This window comes from Pseudomonas sp. BT76 TE3572 (genome assembly GCF_050435365.1).
GTDB classification, from domain to species: Bacteria; Pseudomonadota; Gammaproteobacteria; order Pseudomonadales; family Pseudomonadaceae; genus Aquipseudomonas; species Aquipseudomonas fluorescens_W.
The window spans coordinates 6,628,975-6,648,380 of record NZ_JBNDKE010000001.1; the positions used below are offsets into that span (position 1 = coordinate 6,628,975).

A 19,406-nucleotide genomic window follows, 5' to 3' on the forward strand; every position below is an offset into this window, starting at 1 on the left:
ATTTGCGCAAACAAAAAAAGGCGTCCCGCTAGTTGCCTAGCGAGGACGCCTTTGTCCTGGTCCCGTTCTCTCGGGAAGCGCATCCTTCGTCGTTGAAGGCTGGGCTTTATGTCTGTTGAGAAAGGTAATGCAGTGGTTGTGCCAAGTCGCACAAATGCCGAATTTATGGGCTCTTGTCGTGGGCGGAGGGTATTTCCGTGCACCGGTTCAATGCGCGATGCCCGGTTTTGAAGCAGAAAAATCAAAAGATCGCAGCCTACGGCAGCGCCTACAGGAGATCGTGGGCACCCGTAAGGGCTGCCGCAGGCTGCGATCTTTTGATCTTTTGGGAACAGTGAAAAACTCAGCCATGAAACAGTAAAAACAGCAGCACCAGGTTCACCAGCAACGACACCAGCGCCAAGGTTCGCCAGACCTTCAACGGTTCGCGCTCCAGCAACGGTCTGGGTCGCACGCTCAAACTGCGCCGCTCGCCCTGTTCCAGCAGCAGCAACCATTCTTCCGCCGTTTCAAAGCGCTGAGCCGGATCCGCCGCCACGGCGCGCTCCAGACTTTGCGCAATCCATTCCGGCAGGTCGGGTCGATAGCGACTGGCGCTGACAGAAACCCCGAACCGTGGGCGCTGGAAGGCTTCGATTTCGCCGTAGGGATAATGCCCGGTGAGCAGGAAATACAAGGTCACGCCGACGGCATACAAATCCTGTTGCGGTGTCGGTGCTTCCCCACGAAAGGCTTCCGGCGCGATATAGCTGGGCGTTCCGGGCAAGGCAGAAGGCTGATCTTCGGACAGGCCTGGGCAGTAGGCGAGACCGAAGTCCAGCAGGCGTAATTCGCCGTCGTCCCCCAGCAGCAGGTTCTCCGGTTTGATGTCTCGATGGAGAATCTGCCGTCGATGCAATATGCCAATAGCGCGCAGCAGGCGTTCGGCCAGATCCAGCCATTGGGGCAGAGGCAGCGGTCCGACATCGGCGTGCAGCTCCGCCAACGTAGATCCGGAATATTCCCGCATCACGTAATACAAATGCTGACGCTGACTGGCGGCATGGACTTCAGGGAAATGCCGTCCGGCCACGCGCTTGAGAAACCATTCTTCCGACAGCAACGCCTGCCCGGCCAAGTGATCGTCGCGCAGCGCGCCCGGCAAGGTTTTCAGCAGCCAGGGTTGTTGTTGCCCATCGCGTACCCGATAGAGCAATGACTGCTGGCTCTGACCAAGTATCCCTTCGACCTGCCAACCTTCGAACGTCTGGCCGGGTTTCAAAGCAGGCGGCAGTGGCCATTGCTGTAAATGAATCAAGGCATCGCCGATGCTGGTTTCACCGAGGGCATCAACTCGCACCAGCAAGGCGCTGGCGTTGTCCTGGCTACCGGCCAGATGCGCCGCGCTGACCAAGGTCTGCGCAGCGCTGTTGAGATCCGGTTGATCGCGCAGAATGGCCGCAATCGCGGTGTCGCCCAGCACAGCCCAAATGCCATCGCTGAGCAATACGAAACTTTCGTTCAGCCGCAGTTCGCCATCGAGAAAATCCAGCACCAAATGCTGATCGAGCCCCAGGGCTCGCTTGAGCACATGCTGCATGCCCGGCTGGTCCCAGACGTGGTCCTCGCTGACCCGCTGCAAAGTGTCGGCGTGCCATCGATAAACCCGGCAATCGCCGACATGGGCCAAGGTAAAACGCCTACCGCGCATGACCAAAGCACTGACAGTGGTGAGCAAGGGTTGCCCACCGCCATTGGCTTGCAACCAGCGATTCTGTGCCAGCAGCAGGCGATCCAATGCTTGCGCAACGCCCCAGGTTTCCGGCGTGGCGTAGTAATCCAGCGCCAGTGCCTGCAACGTCGAGCGGGCGGCGAGACCACCGTCGGCGCACTGGCTGACGCCATCGGCGATGGCGAACAGGTAACCCTTGCTCGCCGCCAGCGCCGGGGCCGGAGTCACCAGACGCAGGGCGTCCTGATTCTCCTCGCGAGGGCCGATGGCGCTCGCTTCGGCAAAACTCAGTTGCAGGCTCATTGAGGCTTCAGACCCGAGCAGCGGTCACGGCGGCCGAACCCCAAGTGGTTCTCCAGCGACGTTTCACACCGTGCAGGCCGAACCAGGCCAGAACGCCAAGGCTGGCGAACAACCACAAGGCCAGTTGATAACTGCCGGTGCTTTGCTTGATCGCGCCCATGCCCGCTGCCAGTGCAAATCCGCCAATACCGCCGGCCATGCCGATCAAACCGGTCATCACACCGATCTCGCGACGAAAACGCTGCGGCACCAATTGGAAAACAGCGCCGTTACCGGCACCCAAACCAAGCATGGTGCAGACGAAAAGTGCCAATGCGGCGTAGGAACTTGGCAAATTGAAGCCGACCACGGCAATGCAGGTCGCCGCCACCGTGTACATCCCAAGTAGCGTGCGAATACCGCCGAAGCGGTCGGCCAGAGCGCCGCCCAACGGACGCATCAAGCTGCCACCGAACACGCAGGCCGCGGTGTAGTAACCGGCGGTCACCGGGCTGAGGCCATACTGGTCGTTGAAATAGCCGGGCAGGGCGCTGGCCAGGCCGATGAAGCCGCCGAAGGTCACGCTGTAGAAAAACATGAACCACCAGCTGTCGCGGTCGCCCAGGGCCTTGAAGTAGTCGGACATCGACTTGGCTTTCGGACGCTCAGGTGCGTTTTTGGCCAGCCAGGCGAAGACGATGATGGTCAGGATCAGCGGGATCAGGGCGAAGCCGAACACGTTGCTCCAGCCAAACGCGGCAGCCAGTACCGGGGCGATCAGTGCTGCGAGCACGGTACCTGAGTTACCGGCACCGGCGATGCCCATGGCTTTGCCTTGGTGTTGTGGTGGATACCATTGCGACGCCAGCGGCAGGGCGACGGCGAAGGACGCGCCGGCCATGCCGAGGAACAGGCCCAGCACCAGCGCTTGTTCATAACTGTGGATGCCGAGTTTCCAGGCGCCGAACAGGGCGCAGATGACGATCACCTGGCCAATCAGCCCGGCGGTTTTCGGCGACAGGCGATCAGCCAGCAAGCCCATTACAAAGCGCAATACCGCCCCGGCCAGAATCGGCGTGGCCACCACCAGCCCGCGCTGCTGGGTGGTCAGGTGCAGGTCGGCGGCGATCTGCACGGCCAGCGGGCCGAGCAGGTACCAGACCATGAAACTCAGGTCGAAATAGAGGAAGGCCGCGAACAATGTCGGGGTATGGCCAGATTTCCAGAAGCTTGAATTCATCGCGCACCTCAGCTGTTAGGAGTCTCGAGAAGGAGTCATGAGCTTGCAGGTGGGGCGCCGCATCGGCCGCACCACCGGCCCCGGTCTGTGGGGCCAAAACAAAAAAACGCCGCCACCGGATTCGCCAAAGGGCAAATGCGGTGAGCGACGTCTTTGTCGTAGGTGGGGCAACCGCCGTTGGTTACCTGTAGCGATTACCTAGCGAGATCTGTGCCAACAGGTGAAACCGTGGTGCGGCTCATCGCGGGCAAGCCCGCTCCCACATGGATCTTTGGTGTCCACAAAACCTGTGGGAGCGGGCTTGCCCGCGATGAGGCCCTGACAGGCAATGCAATGCTTCAGCCGAGCAGTTCGCTCATAGCAATAATTTGTTCCGCCACCTGAATCAGCTTCTGCTGGCGGCTCATGGCCTGGCGGCGCATGAGGGTGTAGGCCTCTTCCTCGTTGCAGTCCTTCATTTTCATCAGCAGCCCCTTGGCCAACTCGATGCGCTTGCGCTCGGCCAGTTGCTGGTCACGGGCGTTGAGTTGGGCGCGCAGGGCCTGGTCGCTTTCAAAGCGTGCCATGGCCACATCGAGAATCGGCTGCAAGCGCTGTGCGTGGATGCCTTCGACGATGTAGGCACTGACGCCGGACTTGATCGCCTGACGCATCACATCGGGGTCATGTTCATCGGTAAACATCACAATCGGACGCGGTTGATCGCGGCTCACCAGCACCACTTGCTCCATCACATCGCGGCTCGGTGACTCGGTATCGATCAAAATCACGTCCGGACGCACCGTTTCGACGCGCGCGGGCAGGTCGATGGTCAAGCCCGACTCGTCGATCACCTCGAACCCGGCTTCGGTCAGGGCAGCCTTCAGGCGACCGACTTTCTTCGCGGTGTCGTTGATCAGCAGGATACGCAACATATTCGTAGTCTCCTGTCAGCGGCTGGCGAGAAGGGGCGAGCTGTCGCTCATGGCGTGCAGCTTGAAACTGCGGGCATAGCCGACCGGGTCCGAGCCGTCCCAGACCTTGCCGTCGATCAACTGGCTGCTGCGCATTGGCTGATCACTCGTGGCCACACCGACAGCAGTGGCGGCCTCTCGATACAAGTCTAGTTGCTGGACCTGACGGGCCACGCCCAGGTAGTCCGGGTCGTCGCGCAACAAACCCCAACGGCGGAACTGGGTCATGAACCACATGCCATCGGACAGATACGGCAAGTTGACCTCGCCATCACCATGGAAACGCAGTGCGTGCGGGTCCTGCCAGCGATTACCCAAGCCATCGGCGTAGTCACCGAGCAATCGCGGTTCGATGCAGTCGAGTGGCGCGTCGAGGTATTGCGGCGCGCTCAACAGCTTCGCGGTGCTGCGGCGATTCTCGGTGCTTTCTTCGATGAAGCGACTGGCCTCCAGAATCGCCATCACCAGCGCCCGTGCGGTGTTGGGGTATTGCTCGACAAAGGCGCGGGTGCAACCGAGGACTTTTTCCGGGTGATCGGGCCAGATGGTCTGAGTGGTCGCCATCGTGAACCCCAGGCTCTGCTGCACCGCGCTCGCGGACCATGGCTCGCCGACGCAGAAGCCGTCGATGCGCCCGGCTTGCAGGTGCGCGACCATTTGCGGCGGCGGCACGACCACGCTGTCGACGTCCTGCAACGGATGGATACCTTGACTCGCGAGCCAGTAATACAGCCACATGGCGTGGGTGCCCGTAGGAAATGTCTGGGCGAAGGTGAGTTTTGGGCGACTTTGGTGCACGTGCCGTTCCAGTGCTTCAGGACTGGTCACGCCTAAAGTCTGTAAGCCATGGGACAGGTTGATGCTCTGGCCATTCTGATTCAGGCCCATGAGCACCGCCATGTCGGTCGACGCGACACCGCCGATGCCCAAATGCACGGCGTAGATCAAACCGTACAGGCTGTGCGCGGCATCGAGTTCGCCACTGACCAGTTTGTCCCGCAGGTTGGCCCAGGACGACTGGCGCTTGAGGTTCAGGGTCAGGCCATAAGGTTGGGCGAAGCCCTGCGTGGCCGCGACGACTACCGAGGCGCAGTCGCTCAGGGCGATGAAACCGAGGTTGATTTCGGTCTTTTCCGGGGCATCGCTGCCGTTGACCCAGGCCAGAGGGTTGGCTGGAACTTCAATCATCAGTAAACACCTTCCATAAAAAAGCGCCGGACCGGGCTGCTTGCCAGGGCAAGGCCAAGTGACGACGCCTTTGTCTTTCGACTCATCCCGCCGTTGGCATGAGTGCTGATGTGAGTGACGGTGCAAGGCATATGCCATCGCATGCTGATTTTGTCGCGCGCCTCGCCTGCAACCCCGATGCCCGGCTATAATCGCCGCCACTTTTCGTAGCCCAGAGTCAAACCCGCCCATGTACACCCTGGCCCGTCAGCTGTTGTTCAAACTTTCCCCGGAAACCTCCCACGATCTGTCCCTGGACCTGATCGGCGCGGGCGGGCGTTTGGGCCTCAACGGCTTGCTGTGCAAGGCCCCGGCGAAAATGCCGGTGACCGTCATGGGCCTGGACTTCCCGAACCCGGTGGGTCTGGCGGCCGGTCTGGACAAGAACGGCGCGGCCATCGACGGTTTTGCGCAACTGGGTTTTGGCTTTGTCGAAATCGGCACCATCACCCCGCGTCCGCAGCCGGGCAACCCGAAGCCACGGATTTTCCGTCTGCCGGATGCCGAGGCGATCATCAACCGCATGGGGTTCAACAACCTCGGCGTCGATCACCTGCTGGCTCGAGTGGCGGCGGCCAAGTTCAAGGGCGTGCTGGGCATCAATATCGGCAAGAACTTCGATACCCCGGTTGAGCGGGCGGTCGATGACTACCTGATCTGCCTGGACAAGGTCTACGCCCACGCCAGCTACGTGACGGTCAACGTCAGTTCGCCGAACACCCCGGGCCTGCGCAGCCTGCAATTCGGCGATTCGCTGAAGCAATTGTTGGCCGACCTGGCGACGCGCCGCGCTGAACTGGCGCTGCGTCATGGCAAACATGTACCACTGGCGATCAAGATTGCACCGGACATGACCGACGAAGAAACCGCTCAGGTCGCGCAAGCGCTGATCGAAACCGGGATGGACGCGGTGATCGCCACCAACACCACCCTGAGCCGCGTCGGCGTAGAAGGCATGGAGCACGGTGACGAGGCGGGCGGTTTGTCCGGCGCACCGGTTCGCGACAAGAGCACCCACACCGTGAAGGTGCTGGCGGCCGAATTGACCGGTCGCTTGCCGATCATCGCCGTGGGCGGCATCACCGAAGGCAAGCACGCAGCTGAGAAAATCGCCGCGGGTGCCAGCCTGGTGCAGCTCTATTCCGGCTTCATCTATAAAGGACCGGCGCTTATTCGTGAGTCCGTCGACGCCATCGCCGCATTGCGCTGACCTGTAGCAGCTGCCGAGCAACGCGAGGCTGCGTTCGGCGGCGAAGCCGTCGTAAACCCTGCATGCACAGTGTATCTGCAAGACCGAGGTGTCTGATTTCACGACGGCTTCGCCGCCGAACGCAACCTCGCGGTGCTCGGCAGCTGCTACAAAGGAATTGTATTTCGGCGAAAAGCAGGCATAAAAAAGGGCACCTCGAAGGTGCCCCTGGGCCGAAGCCCGCCGCCCGGATGGGGCGTGCGTGGTAAGTCGTTACGTAATCAGATTGTCGTGTCGGAGTGTGTGCCCTGTGTTAGCCGACGGCGTGAAGTTCGTTGAGTCTATGGATTCCCGCAGTGCCGGTCATACCGTCCCAGTTGTCGCCGCGTCCTTCTCGCCAGCCGTTAATCCAGGCTTGGCGTACCGACGGTAGAGTAAATGGGCAAAGCTCACGGGATTTGCCACCAACGCCATATTGATATCCGCGCAAAAATGCTCTTTCCAACGGATCACGCTTAAGTCTTCTCATAGGGTGTTGCCCTCACTTGTTGACTGTATTTATCGCGTCGACCTCAATTGAGGTCTGGCAGAAAAACTCCTGCCGTTGGGGCTTGCTGCCGGCGTCGCAAGCCAAGGTGTTGACGTCATTGCGGCGTCAACCTGTATTGAGTTCTAACCAATGCGTCACATCGAGGGAATGATCGTTTTGTCATAAGGACGTAACGATAAAGATGGTATGGCGATAAGTAACACCATGTTGTCCCGTGTTTATTGGCAAAACCCCGGTATGATCAGCCCCTCGCTGCATGATGGGGTTAATCCTTTAGTGAGAATGCCTCCTGTTGAGCAGGGGGACTATTCGACGAAGGGTCGACTTATGACATTTTGTTGCATCAACTTTTTTATCTGTCTTTGCATCTAAGCTCTTTTAACCCGAGCTTGCAGGGGTGGGACGGCACACCTTCGTGCCACGCGGGCGCTCTTTTAGAAAAGCGCCTGATTGAAAACCGGGCCGGCAATGCGTTGCCGGTTCACTTAGCTAAAGGCTCTGGAATTACCATGTCCGATCGTTTCGAACTCTTCCTCACTTGCCCCAAAGGCCTTGAAGGCCTGCTCATCGAGGAAGCCGTCGGGCTTGGCCTTGAGGAAGCGCGTGAGCACACCTCGGCTGTGCGCGGCATGGCCACCATGGAAACCGCTTATCGCCTGTGCCTGTGGTCGCGTCTGGCGAACCGGGTGCTGCTGGTACTCAAGCGTTTCCCGATGAAGGACGCCGAAGACCTTTATCACGGCGTACTCGATATCGAGTGGCAAGACCACATGCTCAACGATGGCACCCTGGCCGTTGAGTTCAGCGGTCATGGCTCGGGCATCGACAACACCCACTTCGGCGCGTTGAAGGTCAAGGACGCCATCGTCGACAAACTGCGCACGCCGCAGGGCGACCGTCCTTCCATCGACAAGCTCAACCCGGACCTGCGCATTCACCTGCGCCTGGACCGTGGCGAAGCGATCCTGTCCCTCGACCTCTCCGGTCACAGCCTGCACCAGCGCGGCTATCGCTTGCAGCAGGGCGCGGCGCCGCTGAAGGAAAACCTCGCGGCCGCGATCTTGATCCGTTCCGGCTGGCCGCGCATTGCGGCCGATGGCGGCGCGCTGGCTGACCCGATGTGCGGTGTCGGTACGTTCCTCGTCGAAGCCGCGATGATCGCCGCCGACATGGCGCCGAACCTGCGTCGCGAGCAGTGGGGTTTCACGGCTTGGCTCGGTCACGTCCCGGCGCTGTGGAAAAAGCTTCACGAAGAAGCCACTGAGCGTTGCGCGGCCGGTCTGGCCAAGCCACCGCTGTGGATTCGCGGTTACGAAGCCGATCCGCGCCTGATTCAACCGGGTCGCAACAACGTCGAACGTGCCGGCCTGAGCGAGTGGATCAAGATCTACCAGGGCGAAGTCGGGACGTTCGAGCCGCGTCCGGACCAGAACCAGAAAGGCCTGGTGATCTGCAACCCACCGTACGGCGAACGTCTGGGTGATGAAGCGAGCTTGCTCTATCTCTACCAGAACCTCGGCGAACGTCTGCGTCAGGCCTGCCTGAACTGGGAAGCCGCGGTATTCACCGGCGCCCCGGACCTGGGCAAGCGCATGGGCATCCGCAGCCACAAACAGTATTCGTTCTGGAACGGCGCGTTGCCGTGCAAATTGCTGCTGATCAAGGTCACGCCGGACCAGTTCGTCACTGGCGAACGTCGCACTCCGGAACAGCGTCAGGTCGAGCGCGAGCAAGCCGAAGTCGAAGTCGCAGACAACGACGTAGCACCGGGCAAGTACGAGAAGTACAACAAGAACGGCAACCCGATCAAACCGGCACCGGTAGTGATCGAGCAACCGCGCTTGAGCGAAGGCGGGCAGATGTTCGCCAACCGCCTGCAAAAGAACCTCAAGGCCCTCGGCAAGTGGGTCAAGCGTGAAGGCATCGACTGCTACCGCGTCTACGATGCCGACATGCCGGAATACTCCATGGCCATCGACCTGTATCAGGATTGGGTCCACGTCCAGGAATACGCCGCGCCGAAATCCATCGATCCGGAAAAAGCCTCGGCGCGCATGTTCGATGCCCTGGCCGCCATTCCGCAGGCCCTGAACATCGACAAGAGCCGCGTGGTGGTCAAGCGTCGCGAGCGTCAGAGCGGCACCAAGCAGTACGAACGCCAAGCGGCACAGGGCAAGTTCGTCGAGGTCAACGAAGGTGGCGTGAAGCTGCTGGTGAACCTCACGGATTACCTCGACACCGGGCTGTTCCTCGATCACCGGCCGATGCGTATGCGGATCCAGAAAGAGGCGGCCGGCAAGCGCTTCCTCAACCTGTATAGCTACACCGCAACCGCCAGTGTTCACGCAGCCAAGGGCGGTGCGCGCAGCACCACCAGCGTCGACCTGTCGAAAACCTATCTGGACTGGGCGCGTCGCAACCTGTCGCTGAACGGTTTCTCCGAGAAGAACCGTCTGGAGCAGGGCGACGTGATGGCCTGGCTCGATGCCTGCCGTGACGAGTACGACCTGATCTTCATCGATCCGCCGACGTTCTCCAACTCCAAGCGCATGGAAGGGATCTTCGACGTACAGCGTGACCAGGTGCAATTGATCGACCTGGCCATGGCGCGTCTGGCCCCGGGCGGCGTGTTGTACTTCTCCAACAACTTCCGCAAGTTCCAGCTTGAGGAAAACCTTGCCGAGCGTTATGCGGTCGAGGAAATCACCGCCCAGACCATCGATCCGGATTTCGCCCGTAATGGCAAGATCCACCGCGCATGGAAAATCACGGCGCGTTGACACTTGAGGGAATTGGATCCACAGAGCCTTGATTTTTAAAGGCTCTTGGCTTCTTTCTGTGCTGGTCAAATTGATGGCTAATAGCTATAACTCAACGCATGGCCAATGGGCTTTCCCGCACCTGGCGTTTTGAGTTGCGTCTATGTCGTTGCACGCCGTGCGCCCCAAGATCCTGGGTTTTATCAGTGAAGATGTCTCGGCCTGGCTGGTCGCTCTGCTGGTATTGGTTGTCGGCGGGATTCTCACGGGATTGCTGGCGTGGTCGACGCTGAATCTGTTCCACCATCAATTGCGGCAACGTTTCCAACTGCTGGCCAGTGAACGTTACAGCCGTATCGAAGAGCGCTTCGAAGATCAGGAGCAGCGCCTCGATGGCCTGCGCCGGTTCTTTGCCAATTCCGATTCGGTCTCCCGCGCGGAGTTCGACGGTTACACCCAGCCGCTGCTGCACCGGACTCAGGCCTATTCCTTCGCCAAGCGAGTAACCGGTGCCGAACGAGCGGAATTCGAACGCCAGGTGCGTGCAGAGGGTTTGACCGACTTCACCTTGCGCGAACTCAATGCCGACGGCCAACTGCAACTGGCGGCCGAACGGGATGAGTACGTGGCGGTGCTGTATAGCCAGACCCAAAGCAAACTGGGTTCGCCGCTGGGCTACGACTTGTGGGCTCAACCCTTGCGCCGTTCCACCCTTGAACGGGCCGATCAGCTCGGCGGCATGGCGGTATCGCAGCCGATGCATCTGGTCAATATCGAACCGGCCTACGCGCGCGGCGTGCTGCTGGCCGCACCGGTGTTGCGGCGCAGTAGTCCGGCTACGGCGGGGGTGAAATCGTACGGTTATGTCATGGCGGTGATCAGCATGCATCAGTTGCTGGCGGATGGACTGCCGGACGTTGGCCGTGACTATCTTTCGGTGCGCATCCTCGACTTATCCACAGATGATCAGCACGAAGTGCTTTATGAGTCGCCCAACACGCCGGCGCCCAGTGAGTTGTCGGCGACGCGCCTGTTGCGGCTTGCCGACCATGACTATCAAGTCGACATCCAGCCCAGCGAAGCCTTCCTGCGAGCCAACCACTCTTCGGTGACCAGCCTCGTGGTGCTGGGCGGCTTGCTCAGTCTGTTGCTCAGTGCCTTGCTCTATGTGCTGGTCAGTCAGCGTCGACGGGCGCTGAAAATGGTCGAGCAACGGACCCAGGAACTGCGCGCCCGCGAGCAGGAGTTGCGCGGCACCCATGGCCAGTTGCGTGGCGTGCTGAATGCCGCGACCCAAGTGGCGATCATCGCCACTGACCTGCGCGGGGTTATCCGCACCTTTAATGCCGGTGCCGAGCAAATGCTTGGCTACACCAGCACCGAGGTGGTGGGCCACATGACCCTGGAAAACCTGCACCTGCCCCGAGAACTCATGGCACGTTCGGCGGAGTTGAGTGCGCGTTATGGCAAACCGATTCCGACCTGCCAGGCGATGTTGGTCGAGGGCGGCGAGGAGGGCGGTCACGAAGCGCGGGAATGGACGCTGCTGCGTAGCGACGGCAGCCATTTGACGGTGAACATGCTGGCGACCCCGGTCCTCGACGAGCAAGGCTTGTGGGTCGGGCACCTGGCGATCTGCATCGACATCACTGAACGCAAGCGCGTCCACGAGGCCTTGGCGGCACGGGATTTGTTGCTGAAGAAACTCAGCGCTCATGTACCCGGCGGGATCTACCAATTCAAAATGGAATTCGATGGGCGCTTCAGTGTGATCTACGCCAGCGACGGTATTCGTGAGATCTACGAACTTGAACCGGATGTGTTGTTGCTCAACGCCGAAGCGATTTTCACGCGGATTCATCCGCAGGACACCACCCGCGTCCGTGCCTCGATCCGGGCGTCGGCGGACACCCTCAGCCCTTGGCGCGAGGAATACCGCGTGCAGTTGCCCCTGCGCGGCCTGCGTTGGGTTCGCGGCGAGGCGACACCGGAGGAATTGCCCGGTGGCGGCGTGCTCTGGCACGGCTATGTCTCGGACATCTCCGACTTGAAACGGGTGGAAGAAGAACTGCGGGCGCTATCGATCACCGACTCCCTGACCGGGATCCACAACCGCCGCTATTTCCAGGAACGCCTGACCACCGAAATGGGCCGGGTCGAACGCGGCGGTGGCGAACTGTCGGTGATCATGCTCGATATCGACCACTTCAAACGCATCAATGACCAGCACGGCCACGCAGTCGGCGATCGGGTGTTGCAGATCGTGTGCGAACGCATCGGCCATCGGCTGCGCCGCACAGACGTATTCTGTCGCCTGGGTGGCGAGGAGTTCATGGTGCTCTGCCCGGACATCAACGGCGAGCAGGCGCACGTCCTGGCCTTGCAGCTATGGCAAGGGTTGCGCAGTTCGCCGATCGAAGGCGTCGGGACCGTGACCGCCAGTTTCGGGATTGCCAGTTGGCAAGTCGGGGAGGGCGCGGATGCGCTGCTGCTGCGTGCGGATTCGGGGGTGTATGCGGCGAAACTGGCAGGACGGGATCGGGTAGAAGGAGAGATGAGCTAACCCTGCCGGGAGATCTTGAGTGAATTGAAAAGATCGCAGCCTGCGGCAGCTCCTACAGGGTTATGTGTACACCTGTAGGAGCTGCCGCAGGCTGCGATCTTTTGATTTCGGGGGTTACAGCACCGAAGCCGTTTCCGGCAGTTTCGGCTGGCGATACAGGTCCAGCAGCACTTGATCGAGCACCGACGACGCGCCAAACGGTGCCTTGTCGTTGAGGATCGCCACTACCGCCCAGGTATTGCCGTTGATGTCGCGGCTGAAGCCGGCAATCGCCCGCACAGTATTCAAGGTGCCGGTCTTGATGTGCGCTTCACCGCGCATCGCCGTGGTCTTCAGGCGTTTGCGCATGGTGCCGTCGGTGCCGGCAATCGGCATCGAGCTGATGAACTCGGCCGAATACGGGCTTTTCCAGGCCGCTTGCAGCATGCCGGCCATTTCACGCGCACTCACCCGTTCCGCACGGGACAGCCCGGAACCGTTCTCCATCACCAGGTGCGGTGCGGTGATGCCTTTCTTCGCCAGCCACTGACGCACGACACGCTGTGCAGCCTTGGCATCGTCACCGTCGGCCTCGGTGCGGAACTGCGCACCCAGGCTCAGGAACAGCTGCTGGGCCATGGTGTTGTTACTGTATTTGTTGATGTCGCGGATGATTTCCGCCAGGTCCGGCGAGAAGGCCCGAGCCAGGACCTTGGCGTCTTTAGGTGTTGGCGCCAGACGGTCCACCCCCTGAATGCTGCCTCCCAGTTCCTTCCAGATCGCTCGCACGGCGCCTGCGGTGTAGGTCGCGTGGTCGAGCAGCGACAGGTAAGTCTGGGAACTGCAGCCCTCGCCCAACTGGCCGCCGACCGTTACGGTCACGCTGCCATCGGCCTGGGTCACCGGGTTGTAACGCACGCCACCGGTGCATTGCTTGGAGTTGACGGCTTTGACCTGGTTTTCGATGCGAATGGTGGCAATCGGCGGTTCTACCGAAATCAGCACCCGGCCGTTGTCGTTGCGCGCCACAAAGCGCAGGGCCTTGAGGTTGACCATCAGCGCGTCGGGTTTGACCAGGAACGGCTTGTTATCGTCATTACCGTCGTCGTTGAACTGCGGCAATTGCGGTTGTACGAAGAAGTTGCGGTCCAGCACCAGGTCGCCGGTGATTTGCGTCACACCGTTGGCGCGCAGGTCACGCATCAGCAACCAGAGTTTTTCCATGTTCAGTTTCGGATCGCCGCCACCCTTGAGGTAGAGGTTACCGTTGAGGATGCCGCCGCTGAGGGTGCCGTCGGTGTAGAACTCGGTTTTCCACTGGTGGTTCGGGCCGAGCATTTCCAGCGCCGCGTACGTGGTGACCAGTTTCATGGTCGAGGCCGGATTGACGGAGACGTCAGCGTTGAAAATCGTCGGGGTGCCGGGGCCGTTGAGCGGGATCATCACCAGCGACAGGGCGTTGTCCTGCATCTTGCTGGCCTTGAGGGCTTTTTCAACGTTGGGCGACAGCGAGGTGTTGATCGGGGCGGCGGAGACAGAGAAGGCCAGCGGGAGCAGAAAACCGGCCAGTAGCAATGGACGCAAAGATTTGATCATGTGAAATAAAACCCTACAGCCGAGGGGGAAAAAAACGAGGGCATGAAGATAAATTCCCTCAGTGGTCATGAAAGTGTCGGCATTATGCCCCAAGGTGTAGTGACTTGTGCCGTGCCCTGGCCTTCTAATCCGCTATTTTTTACCGACGGTAAGGCTTGCAGCCCAGAGAAACGGGCAATCGGCGCCTTAAACTGCTAAAGTGCCGCCCGTTATTACTTATGAGGATTGTTCCAATGGCGACTAACCGTTCCCAGCGTCTGCGCAAAAAACTGTGCGTCGATGAATTTCAAGAGCTGGGTTTCGAACTGAACCTGGATTTCAAAGAAGATTTGGCTGATGAAGCCATTGATGCTTTCCTCGACGCGTTCCTGAAAGAAGCCATGGAAGCCAACGGTCTGGGCTATGTTGGCGGCGACGACTTCGGTCTGGTTTGCCTGCAGAAGCGTGGCTCGGTGTCCGAAGAGCAGCGTGCCGCTGTTGAAGCCTGGCTCAAAGGCCGCAGCGAACTGACTGAAGCAACCGTCAGCCCGCTGATCGACGTCTGGTACCCGGAAAAGCCGATCAATCCGGTAGCTTGATGTTGTAAAAAACGGCGACCCAAGGGTCGCCGTTTTTTTTTGTGACGATCAAAGGATCGCAGCCTCGTTTCACTCGACAGCTGCTACAGGGCAATGCAATCCATGTAGCAGCTGTCGAGTGAAACGAGGCTGCGAGCTTTTAGCTTTTGCGCCAATTCAGAATCACCAGCGTCAACACCCCCGCCACAATCCCCCAGAACGCCGAACCGATGGAAAACAGCGTCAGCCCCGACGCCGTGACCATAAAGGTAATCAGTGCTGCCTCACGTTCCTTCACTTCGCTCATGGCGATGCTCAAGCCATTGATGATCGAGCCGAACAACGCCAGCGCCGCAATCGACAGCACCAATTCTTTAGGCAGCGCGGCAAACAACGCCGCCAGCGTCGCGCCGAACACCCCGGCGATCCCGTAGAAAACCCCGCACCAGACGGCCGCTGTGTAGCGCTTGTTGCGATCTTCATGGGCATGCGGCCCGGTGCAAATCGCCGCGCTGATGGCTGCCAGGTTGATCCCGTGGGAACCGAACGGCGCCAGCAGCAACGAAGCGATGCCGGTGGTGGTGATCAGCGGCGAGGCCGGCACGGTGTAACCGTCGGCGCGCAGCACGGCAATGCCGGGCATGTTCTGCGAGGTCATGGCCACCACGAACAGCGGAATGCCAATGCTGATGGTCGCCGCCAAGGAGAAGTGCGGCGTAGTCCAGACCGGCGTCGCCACTTCCAGATGGAAACCGCTGAAGTCCAGCAGGCCCATGAACCCTGAGAGCGCCGTGCCGATCAACAGCGCGGCCAATACGGCATAACGCGGCGACAGGCGTTTGACCACCAGATAAGTGAAGAACATGCCCAATACCAGCGCGGTGCGATGCTGCGCGGCGACGAAGATTTCGCTGCCGATCTTGAACAGAATCCCCGCCAGCAAAGCCGCCGCCAATGACGCCGGAATCTTTTTCACCAGCCGCTCGAAGCTGCCGGTCAAACCACAAATCGTCACCAGCACCGCGCAGGTCATGTAGGCGCCAATGGCTTCGCCGTAGGTCACGCCGCCCAGACTGGTAATCAGCAACGCCGCGCCGGGGGTCGACCAGGCGATGGTGATTGGCGTGCGATAACGCAGAGACAGGCCAATCGAGCACACCGCCATGCCAATCGAGATCGCCCAGATCCACGAGGAAATCTGCCCGCTGGTCAGCCCCGCCGCTTGCCCGGCCTGGAACATCAGGACCAGCGAGCTGGTGTAACCGGTCATCATCGCGATGAAGCCGGCAACGATCGCAGAAGGCGACGTATCGGCAAAAGGGCGGAGCTGCGTGTGCGTGATGTCGTTCATGACAGCGGTGTTCCTTATACAGATGAAGATGTCTGCAATAGCGCAAAACCTGTAGGAGTGAGCCTGCTCGCGATAGCGGAGTGTCAGGCAACAATGTTGTCGACTGATCCACCGCTATCGCGAGCAGGCTCACTCCTACAGGGGATTGTGCGCAAAAGGCGGATTCTGTGATCAAGCCTAAACTCAAACGTAAGGAATCGTTGCAATACAGCGGAAGTGACAAACAGCCGTACAGTCGTGTTGCCACCCTCCATTGTGTACAATCGCAGTGTTTTTTACGCGATACTTGCCAGCGACCCTCTGTGCCGTATTACAGTCACGGTCAATTCGCCGCAGTTCTTCCGACTCGAGTGCCCATGAACGAACAGTTGCAACCCCTAAAGAAACAACCGCGAGCAGGCAAAGCCGGCCGCAGCGGTACCCAGGACGATATTGTCTATGCGCATATCTTCGAGGCCATCCTCGAACAGCGTCTGGCGCCCGGTACCAAGTTGAGCGAAGAAGCGCTGGGGGAAATTTTCGGGGTCAGTCGCACCATCATTCGCCGCGCGCTGTCGCGCCTGGCCCATGAAGGCGTCGTGCTGCTGCGTCCGAACCGTGGCGCTGTCGTCGCCAGCCCGAGTGTCGAAGAGGCTCGTCAGGTGTTCATGGCCCGGCGTCTGGTGGAGCGTGCGATTACTGAGTTGGCGGTGCAGCATGCCACTGCCGAGCAGATTGCCGAGTTGCGCCAGATGGTCAACGACGAGCGCGACAGCTTCTCCCGTGGTGATCGCGGCGCCGGTATTCGTCTGTCGGGCGAGTTCCACTTGAAGCTGGCCGAAGCGGCGAAAAACGCGCCACTGATCAGCTTCCAGCGCAGCCTGGTGTCCCAGACTTCGTTGATCATTGCCCAGTATGAAAGCGGCAATCGCTCCCACTGTTCCTACGACGAGCACACCCAGCTGATCGACGCCATCGAAGCGCGCAACGCCGAGCTGGCGGTGGACCTGATGATGCATCACATGGATCACATCGACAGCAAACTCAACCTCGACGAAGAAAGCGCGTCGGATGATTTGCATGCGGTGTTTTCGCATTTGTTGCAGACCAAGAAGCCAGGGCGGCCTGCTGCGAAACTCTGACACACCGCGGCTTGCTTGCGAAGGCGACCTCAACAACACAAAAAATCCCCCAGGCTGTAAAACGATGGGGGATTTTTTTATGCCCGAAAAACCTAGCGCTGATGCACCTGATTCCCCGCCGCATACGTCTGCAACACCGTCCGGTCATCCCCCAGCGTCATCAATACAAACAACGTCTCGGCAATGTTATTGGCCTGCTTCAAGCGATAGCTCAGCAGCGGCGTGGCGTTGTAGTCCAGCACCAGGAAGTCCGCATCAGTGCCCGGTTGCAGGGTGCCGATCTTGTCTTCCAGCCGCAGCGCGCGAGCGCCGCCGAGGGTGGCCAGGTACAGCGATTTGAATGGGCTCAGTCGCGCGCCTTGCATCTGCATGACTTTGTAGGCTTCGTTCAAGGTTTGCAGCAGCGAGAAACTGGTGCCGCCACCGACGTCCGTACCGAGGCCGACATTCAACTTGTGCTTCTCGGCCATCGGCAGGTTGAACAGGCCGCTGCCGAGGAAAAAGTTCGACGTTGGACAGAAGGCGATGGCCGAGCCGGTTTCCGCCAGCCGCGCGCACTCGTCGTCGCACAGGTGCACGCCATGGGCGAACACCGAGCGCTCGCCGAGCAGTTTGTAGTGGTCGTAGACGTCCAGGTAACCCTTGCGCTCCGGGAACAGCTCCTTGACCCACTCGACTTCCTTGAGGTTTTCGCTGATGTGGGTCTGCATGTACACGTCAGGGAATTCGCTGAGCAACTGGCCGGCGAGAGTCAGCTGTTCAGGGGTGCTGGTCGGTGCAAAGCGCGGGGTGACCGCGTAGTGCAACCGGCCCTTGCCGTGCCAGCGTTCGATCAGCGCCTTGCTTTCCACGTAGCTGGATTCGGCGCTGTCGGTCAGGTAGTCCGGCGCGTTGCGGTCCATCATCACCTTGCCGGCGATCATCCGCAGGTCCAGCTGTTCGGCGGCCTCGAAGAACGAGTTCACCGACTGCGGGTGCACGCTGCCGAAGACCAACGCGGTGGTGGTGCCGTTGCGCAGCAGTTCCTTGATGAAAATGCCCGCGACTTCGTCAGCGTGAGCCTTGTCGGCAAACTGGCTTTCGCACGGGAAAGTGTAGGTGTTGAGCCAGTCCAGCAACTGCTCGCCGTAGGCGCCGACCATGCCGGTTTGCGGCAAGTGAATGTGGGTATCGATGAAGCCTGGGGTGATCAGCGCGTCCTGATAATGGGTGATCTCGATGTCGGCCGGCAGGGTCGGCAGCAAGTCGCTGGCGTGACCAAGGGCGCTGATCTGGCCGTTATCAACCACCAGCAGGCCGTCTTCGAAATACTCATAAGACGCTTCGATGCCCACTTCGGCGGGGTCGGCGATGCTGTGCAGAATGGCGGCGCGGTAGGCTTTGCGTGTCAGAGGCATGTGAGTTCTCAATTGGAAGCTTGGCTGCGGCGTGACGCGGGCAGCAATTTGGCAATCGATGATCCGGCGCTGGCAGTTTGCTGGCCGAAATTGGCGTTATAGGTGGCGATGATTTCGCCGGCGATGGAGATGGCGATTTCCACAGGCAACTTGCCTTTGACTTCGCCGATGCCCATCGGGCAGCGCATGCGTTGCAGCACGGCGCTGTCGAAACCACGGTCACGCAAGCGGTGTTCGAACTTCACCCGTTTGGTCTTCGAGCCGATAAGGCCGAAGTAGGCGAAGTCGTTGCGCTTGAGGATCGCGGCGGTGAGTTCGAGGTCGAGCTGGTGATTGTGGGTCATGACGATGCAGTAGCTGCCGGCAGGCAGGTCGTCGACTTCGTCCACTGGTTCTTCGGTGACGATTTTGCGCACACCGTGGGGGATTTGTTCCGGGAATTCGGCCTCCCGCGAGTCGATCCAGCGCACCCGGCAGGGCAGGCTGGCGAGCAGCGGCACCAGCGCCCGACCGACGTGGCCGGCACCGAACACGGCGATCTGCGCCTGGACCTGGCCCATCGGTTCGAACAGCAACACAGTCACGCCGCCGCAGCACTGGCCGAGGCTGGCGCCTAGGCTGAAGCGCTCCAGATGGGTGTCCTGCTTGCCGCTGGCCAGCATCTCGCGGCCGATCTGCATGGCCTTGTATTCCAGATGCCCGCCACCGATGGTGTCGAAGGTCTGGTTGGCGCTGATGACCATCTTCGAGCCGGCATTGCGCGGCGTTGAGCCGAGCTCTTCGATGATGGTCACCAACACGCAGGGCTCACCCCGGGATTGCAGGTCGGCGAGGGCGTCGATCCAGTTGTACATGTTTCACCTCGACATCTTTGTTGTCTGTTCGGGCCTCATCGCGAGCAGGGCTCACTCCTACATTTGGAATGCATTCC

14 protein-coding genes are annotated in these 19,406 nt (G+C 60.3%); 5 read left to right on the plus strand and 9 right to left on the minus strand.

Translation table 11 applies throughout. The annotated features are described in order from the left end of the window. Positions 1 to 343 precede the first annotated feature (343 nt). From ABH912_RS30305 to ABH912_RS30320, 4 genes are all read right to left on the minus strand, one after another. Complete coding sequence (locus ABH912_RS30305) at positions 344 to 2,014, minus strand: protein kinase domain-containing protein (protein ID WP_429512532.1); 1,671 nt, start codon at positions 2,012 to 2,014, stop codon at positions 344 to 346. 7 nt (positions 2,015 to 2,021) lie between these two features. Further along, positions 2,022 to 3,233, minus strand: coding sequence for a nitrate/nitrite transporter (locus ABH912_RS30310; protein ID WP_033055683.1), 1,212 nt, complete (start codon positions 3,231 to 3,233; stop codon positions 2,022 to 2,024). A 338-nt stretch (positions 3,234 to 3,571) separates the two neighbouring features. Beyond that, a complete protein-coding gene (locus ABH912_RS30315) occupies positions 3,572 to 4,147 on the minus strand; it encodes an ANTAR domain-containing response regulator (RefSeq protein WP_008146285.1) in 576 nt (191 codons plus the stop codon). A gap of 15 nt (positions 4,148 to 4,162) precedes the next feature. Further along, on the minus strand, positions 4,163 to 5,374 hold the full coding sequence (locus tag ABH912_RS30320) for a CmpA/NrtA family ABC transporter substrate-binding protein (protein ID WP_429512534.1): 1,212 nt from the start codon (positions 5,372 to 5,374) through the stop codon (positions 4,163 to 4,165). 229 nt (positions 5,375 to 5,603) lie between these two features. On the opposite strand from ABH912_RS30320, the gene ABH912_RS30325 reads away from it, so the two are divergent. Beyond that, entirely contained in the window at positions 5,604 to 6,623 is a 1,020-nt protein-coding gene (locus ABH912_RS30325) for a quinone-dependent dihydroorotate dehydrogenase (RefSeq protein ID WP_429512536.1), read from the plus strand. Between the two features lie 292 nt (positions 6,624 to 6,915). On the opposite strand, the gene rmf is transcribed toward ABH912_RS30325, so the two are convergent. Beyond that, the gene (rmf, locus tag ABH912_RS30330) at positions 6,916 to 7,131 is read right to left on the minus strand and encodes a ribosome modulation factor (RefSeq protein WP_003223300.1); all 216 of its coding nucleotides are present in this window, start codon (positions 7,129 to 7,131) and stop codon (positions 6,916 to 6,918) included. Positions 7,132 to 7,661: 530 nt separating this feature from the next. Between rmf and rlmKL the strand changes: the two genes are divergently transcribed. Beyond that, positions 7,662 to 9,932 (plus strand): bifunctional 23S rRNA (guanine(2069)-N(7))-methyltransferase RlmK/23S rRNA (guanine(2445)-N(2))-methyltransferase RlmL, encoded by a 2,271-nt coding sequence (gene rlmKL / locus ABH912_RS30335; RefSeq protein WP_033055679.1) that lies wholly within the window; start codon positions 7,662 to 7,664, stop codon positions 9,930 to 9,932. Between the two features lie 142 nt (positions 9,933 to 10,074). Beyond that, a complete protein-coding gene (locus tag ABH912_RS30340; protein WP_033055678.1) occupies positions 10,075 to 12,474 on the plus strand; it encodes a sensor domain-containing diguanylate cyclase in 2,400 nt (799 codons plus the stop codon). A gap of 114 nt (positions 12,475 to 12,588) precedes the next feature. Here ABH912_RS30340 and dacB read toward each other — a convergent pair whose 3' ends face one another. Beyond that, positions 12,589 to 14,049: a D-alanyl-D-alanine carboxypeptidase/D-alanyl-D-alanine endopeptidase gene (gene dacB, locus ABH912_RS30345; protein WP_033055677.1), complete on the minus strand. Its 1,461-nt coding sequence runs from the start codon at positions 14,047 to 14,049 to the stop codon at positions 12,589 to 12,591. A 233-nt stretch (positions 14,050 to 14,282) separates the two neighbouring features. Between dacB and ABH912_RS30350 the strand changes: the two genes are divergently transcribed. Next, a complete protein-coding gene (locus ABH912_RS30350) occupies positions 14,283 to 14,627 on the plus strand; it encodes a YggL family protein (RefSeq protein WP_007896965.1) in 345 nt (114 codons plus the stop codon). Between the two features lie 139 nt (positions 14,628 to 14,766). On the opposite strand, the gene ABH912_RS30355 is transcribed toward ABH912_RS30350, so the two are convergent. Continuing rightward, entirely contained in the window at positions 14,767 to 15,957 is a 1,191-nt protein-coding gene (locus tag ABH912_RS30355) for a benzoate/H(+) symporter BenE family transporter (protein WP_429512538.1), read from the minus strand. 356 nt (positions 15,958 to 16,313) lie between these two features. On the opposite strand from ABH912_RS30355, the gene ABH912_RS30360 reads away from it, so the two are divergent. Further along, positions 16,314 to 17,078, plus strand: a complete 765-nt coding sequence (locus ABH912_RS30360; RefSeq protein ID WP_008146364.1) for a GntR family transcriptional regulator — start codon at positions 16,314 to 16,316, stop codon at positions 17,076 to 17,078. A gap of 92 nt (positions 17,079 to 17,170) precedes the next feature. Here the strand turns inward: ABH912_RS30360 and guaD are convergent, their stop codons facing one another. Further along, entirely contained in the window at positions 17,171 to 18,475 is a 1,305-nt protein-coding gene (gene guaD, locus ABH912_RS30365; protein WP_429512540.1) for a guanine deaminase, read from the minus strand. A gap of 8 nt (positions 18,476 to 18,483) precedes the next feature. Then, positions 18,484 to 19,329 (minus strand): xanthine dehydrogenase accessory protein XdhC, encoded by an 846-nt coding sequence (gene xdhC / locus ABH912_RS30370; RefSeq protein ID WP_033055674.1) that lies wholly within the window; start codon positions 19,327 to 19,329, stop codon positions 18,484 to 18,486. Between the last annotated feature and the right edge of the window lie 77 nt (positions 19,330 to 19,406).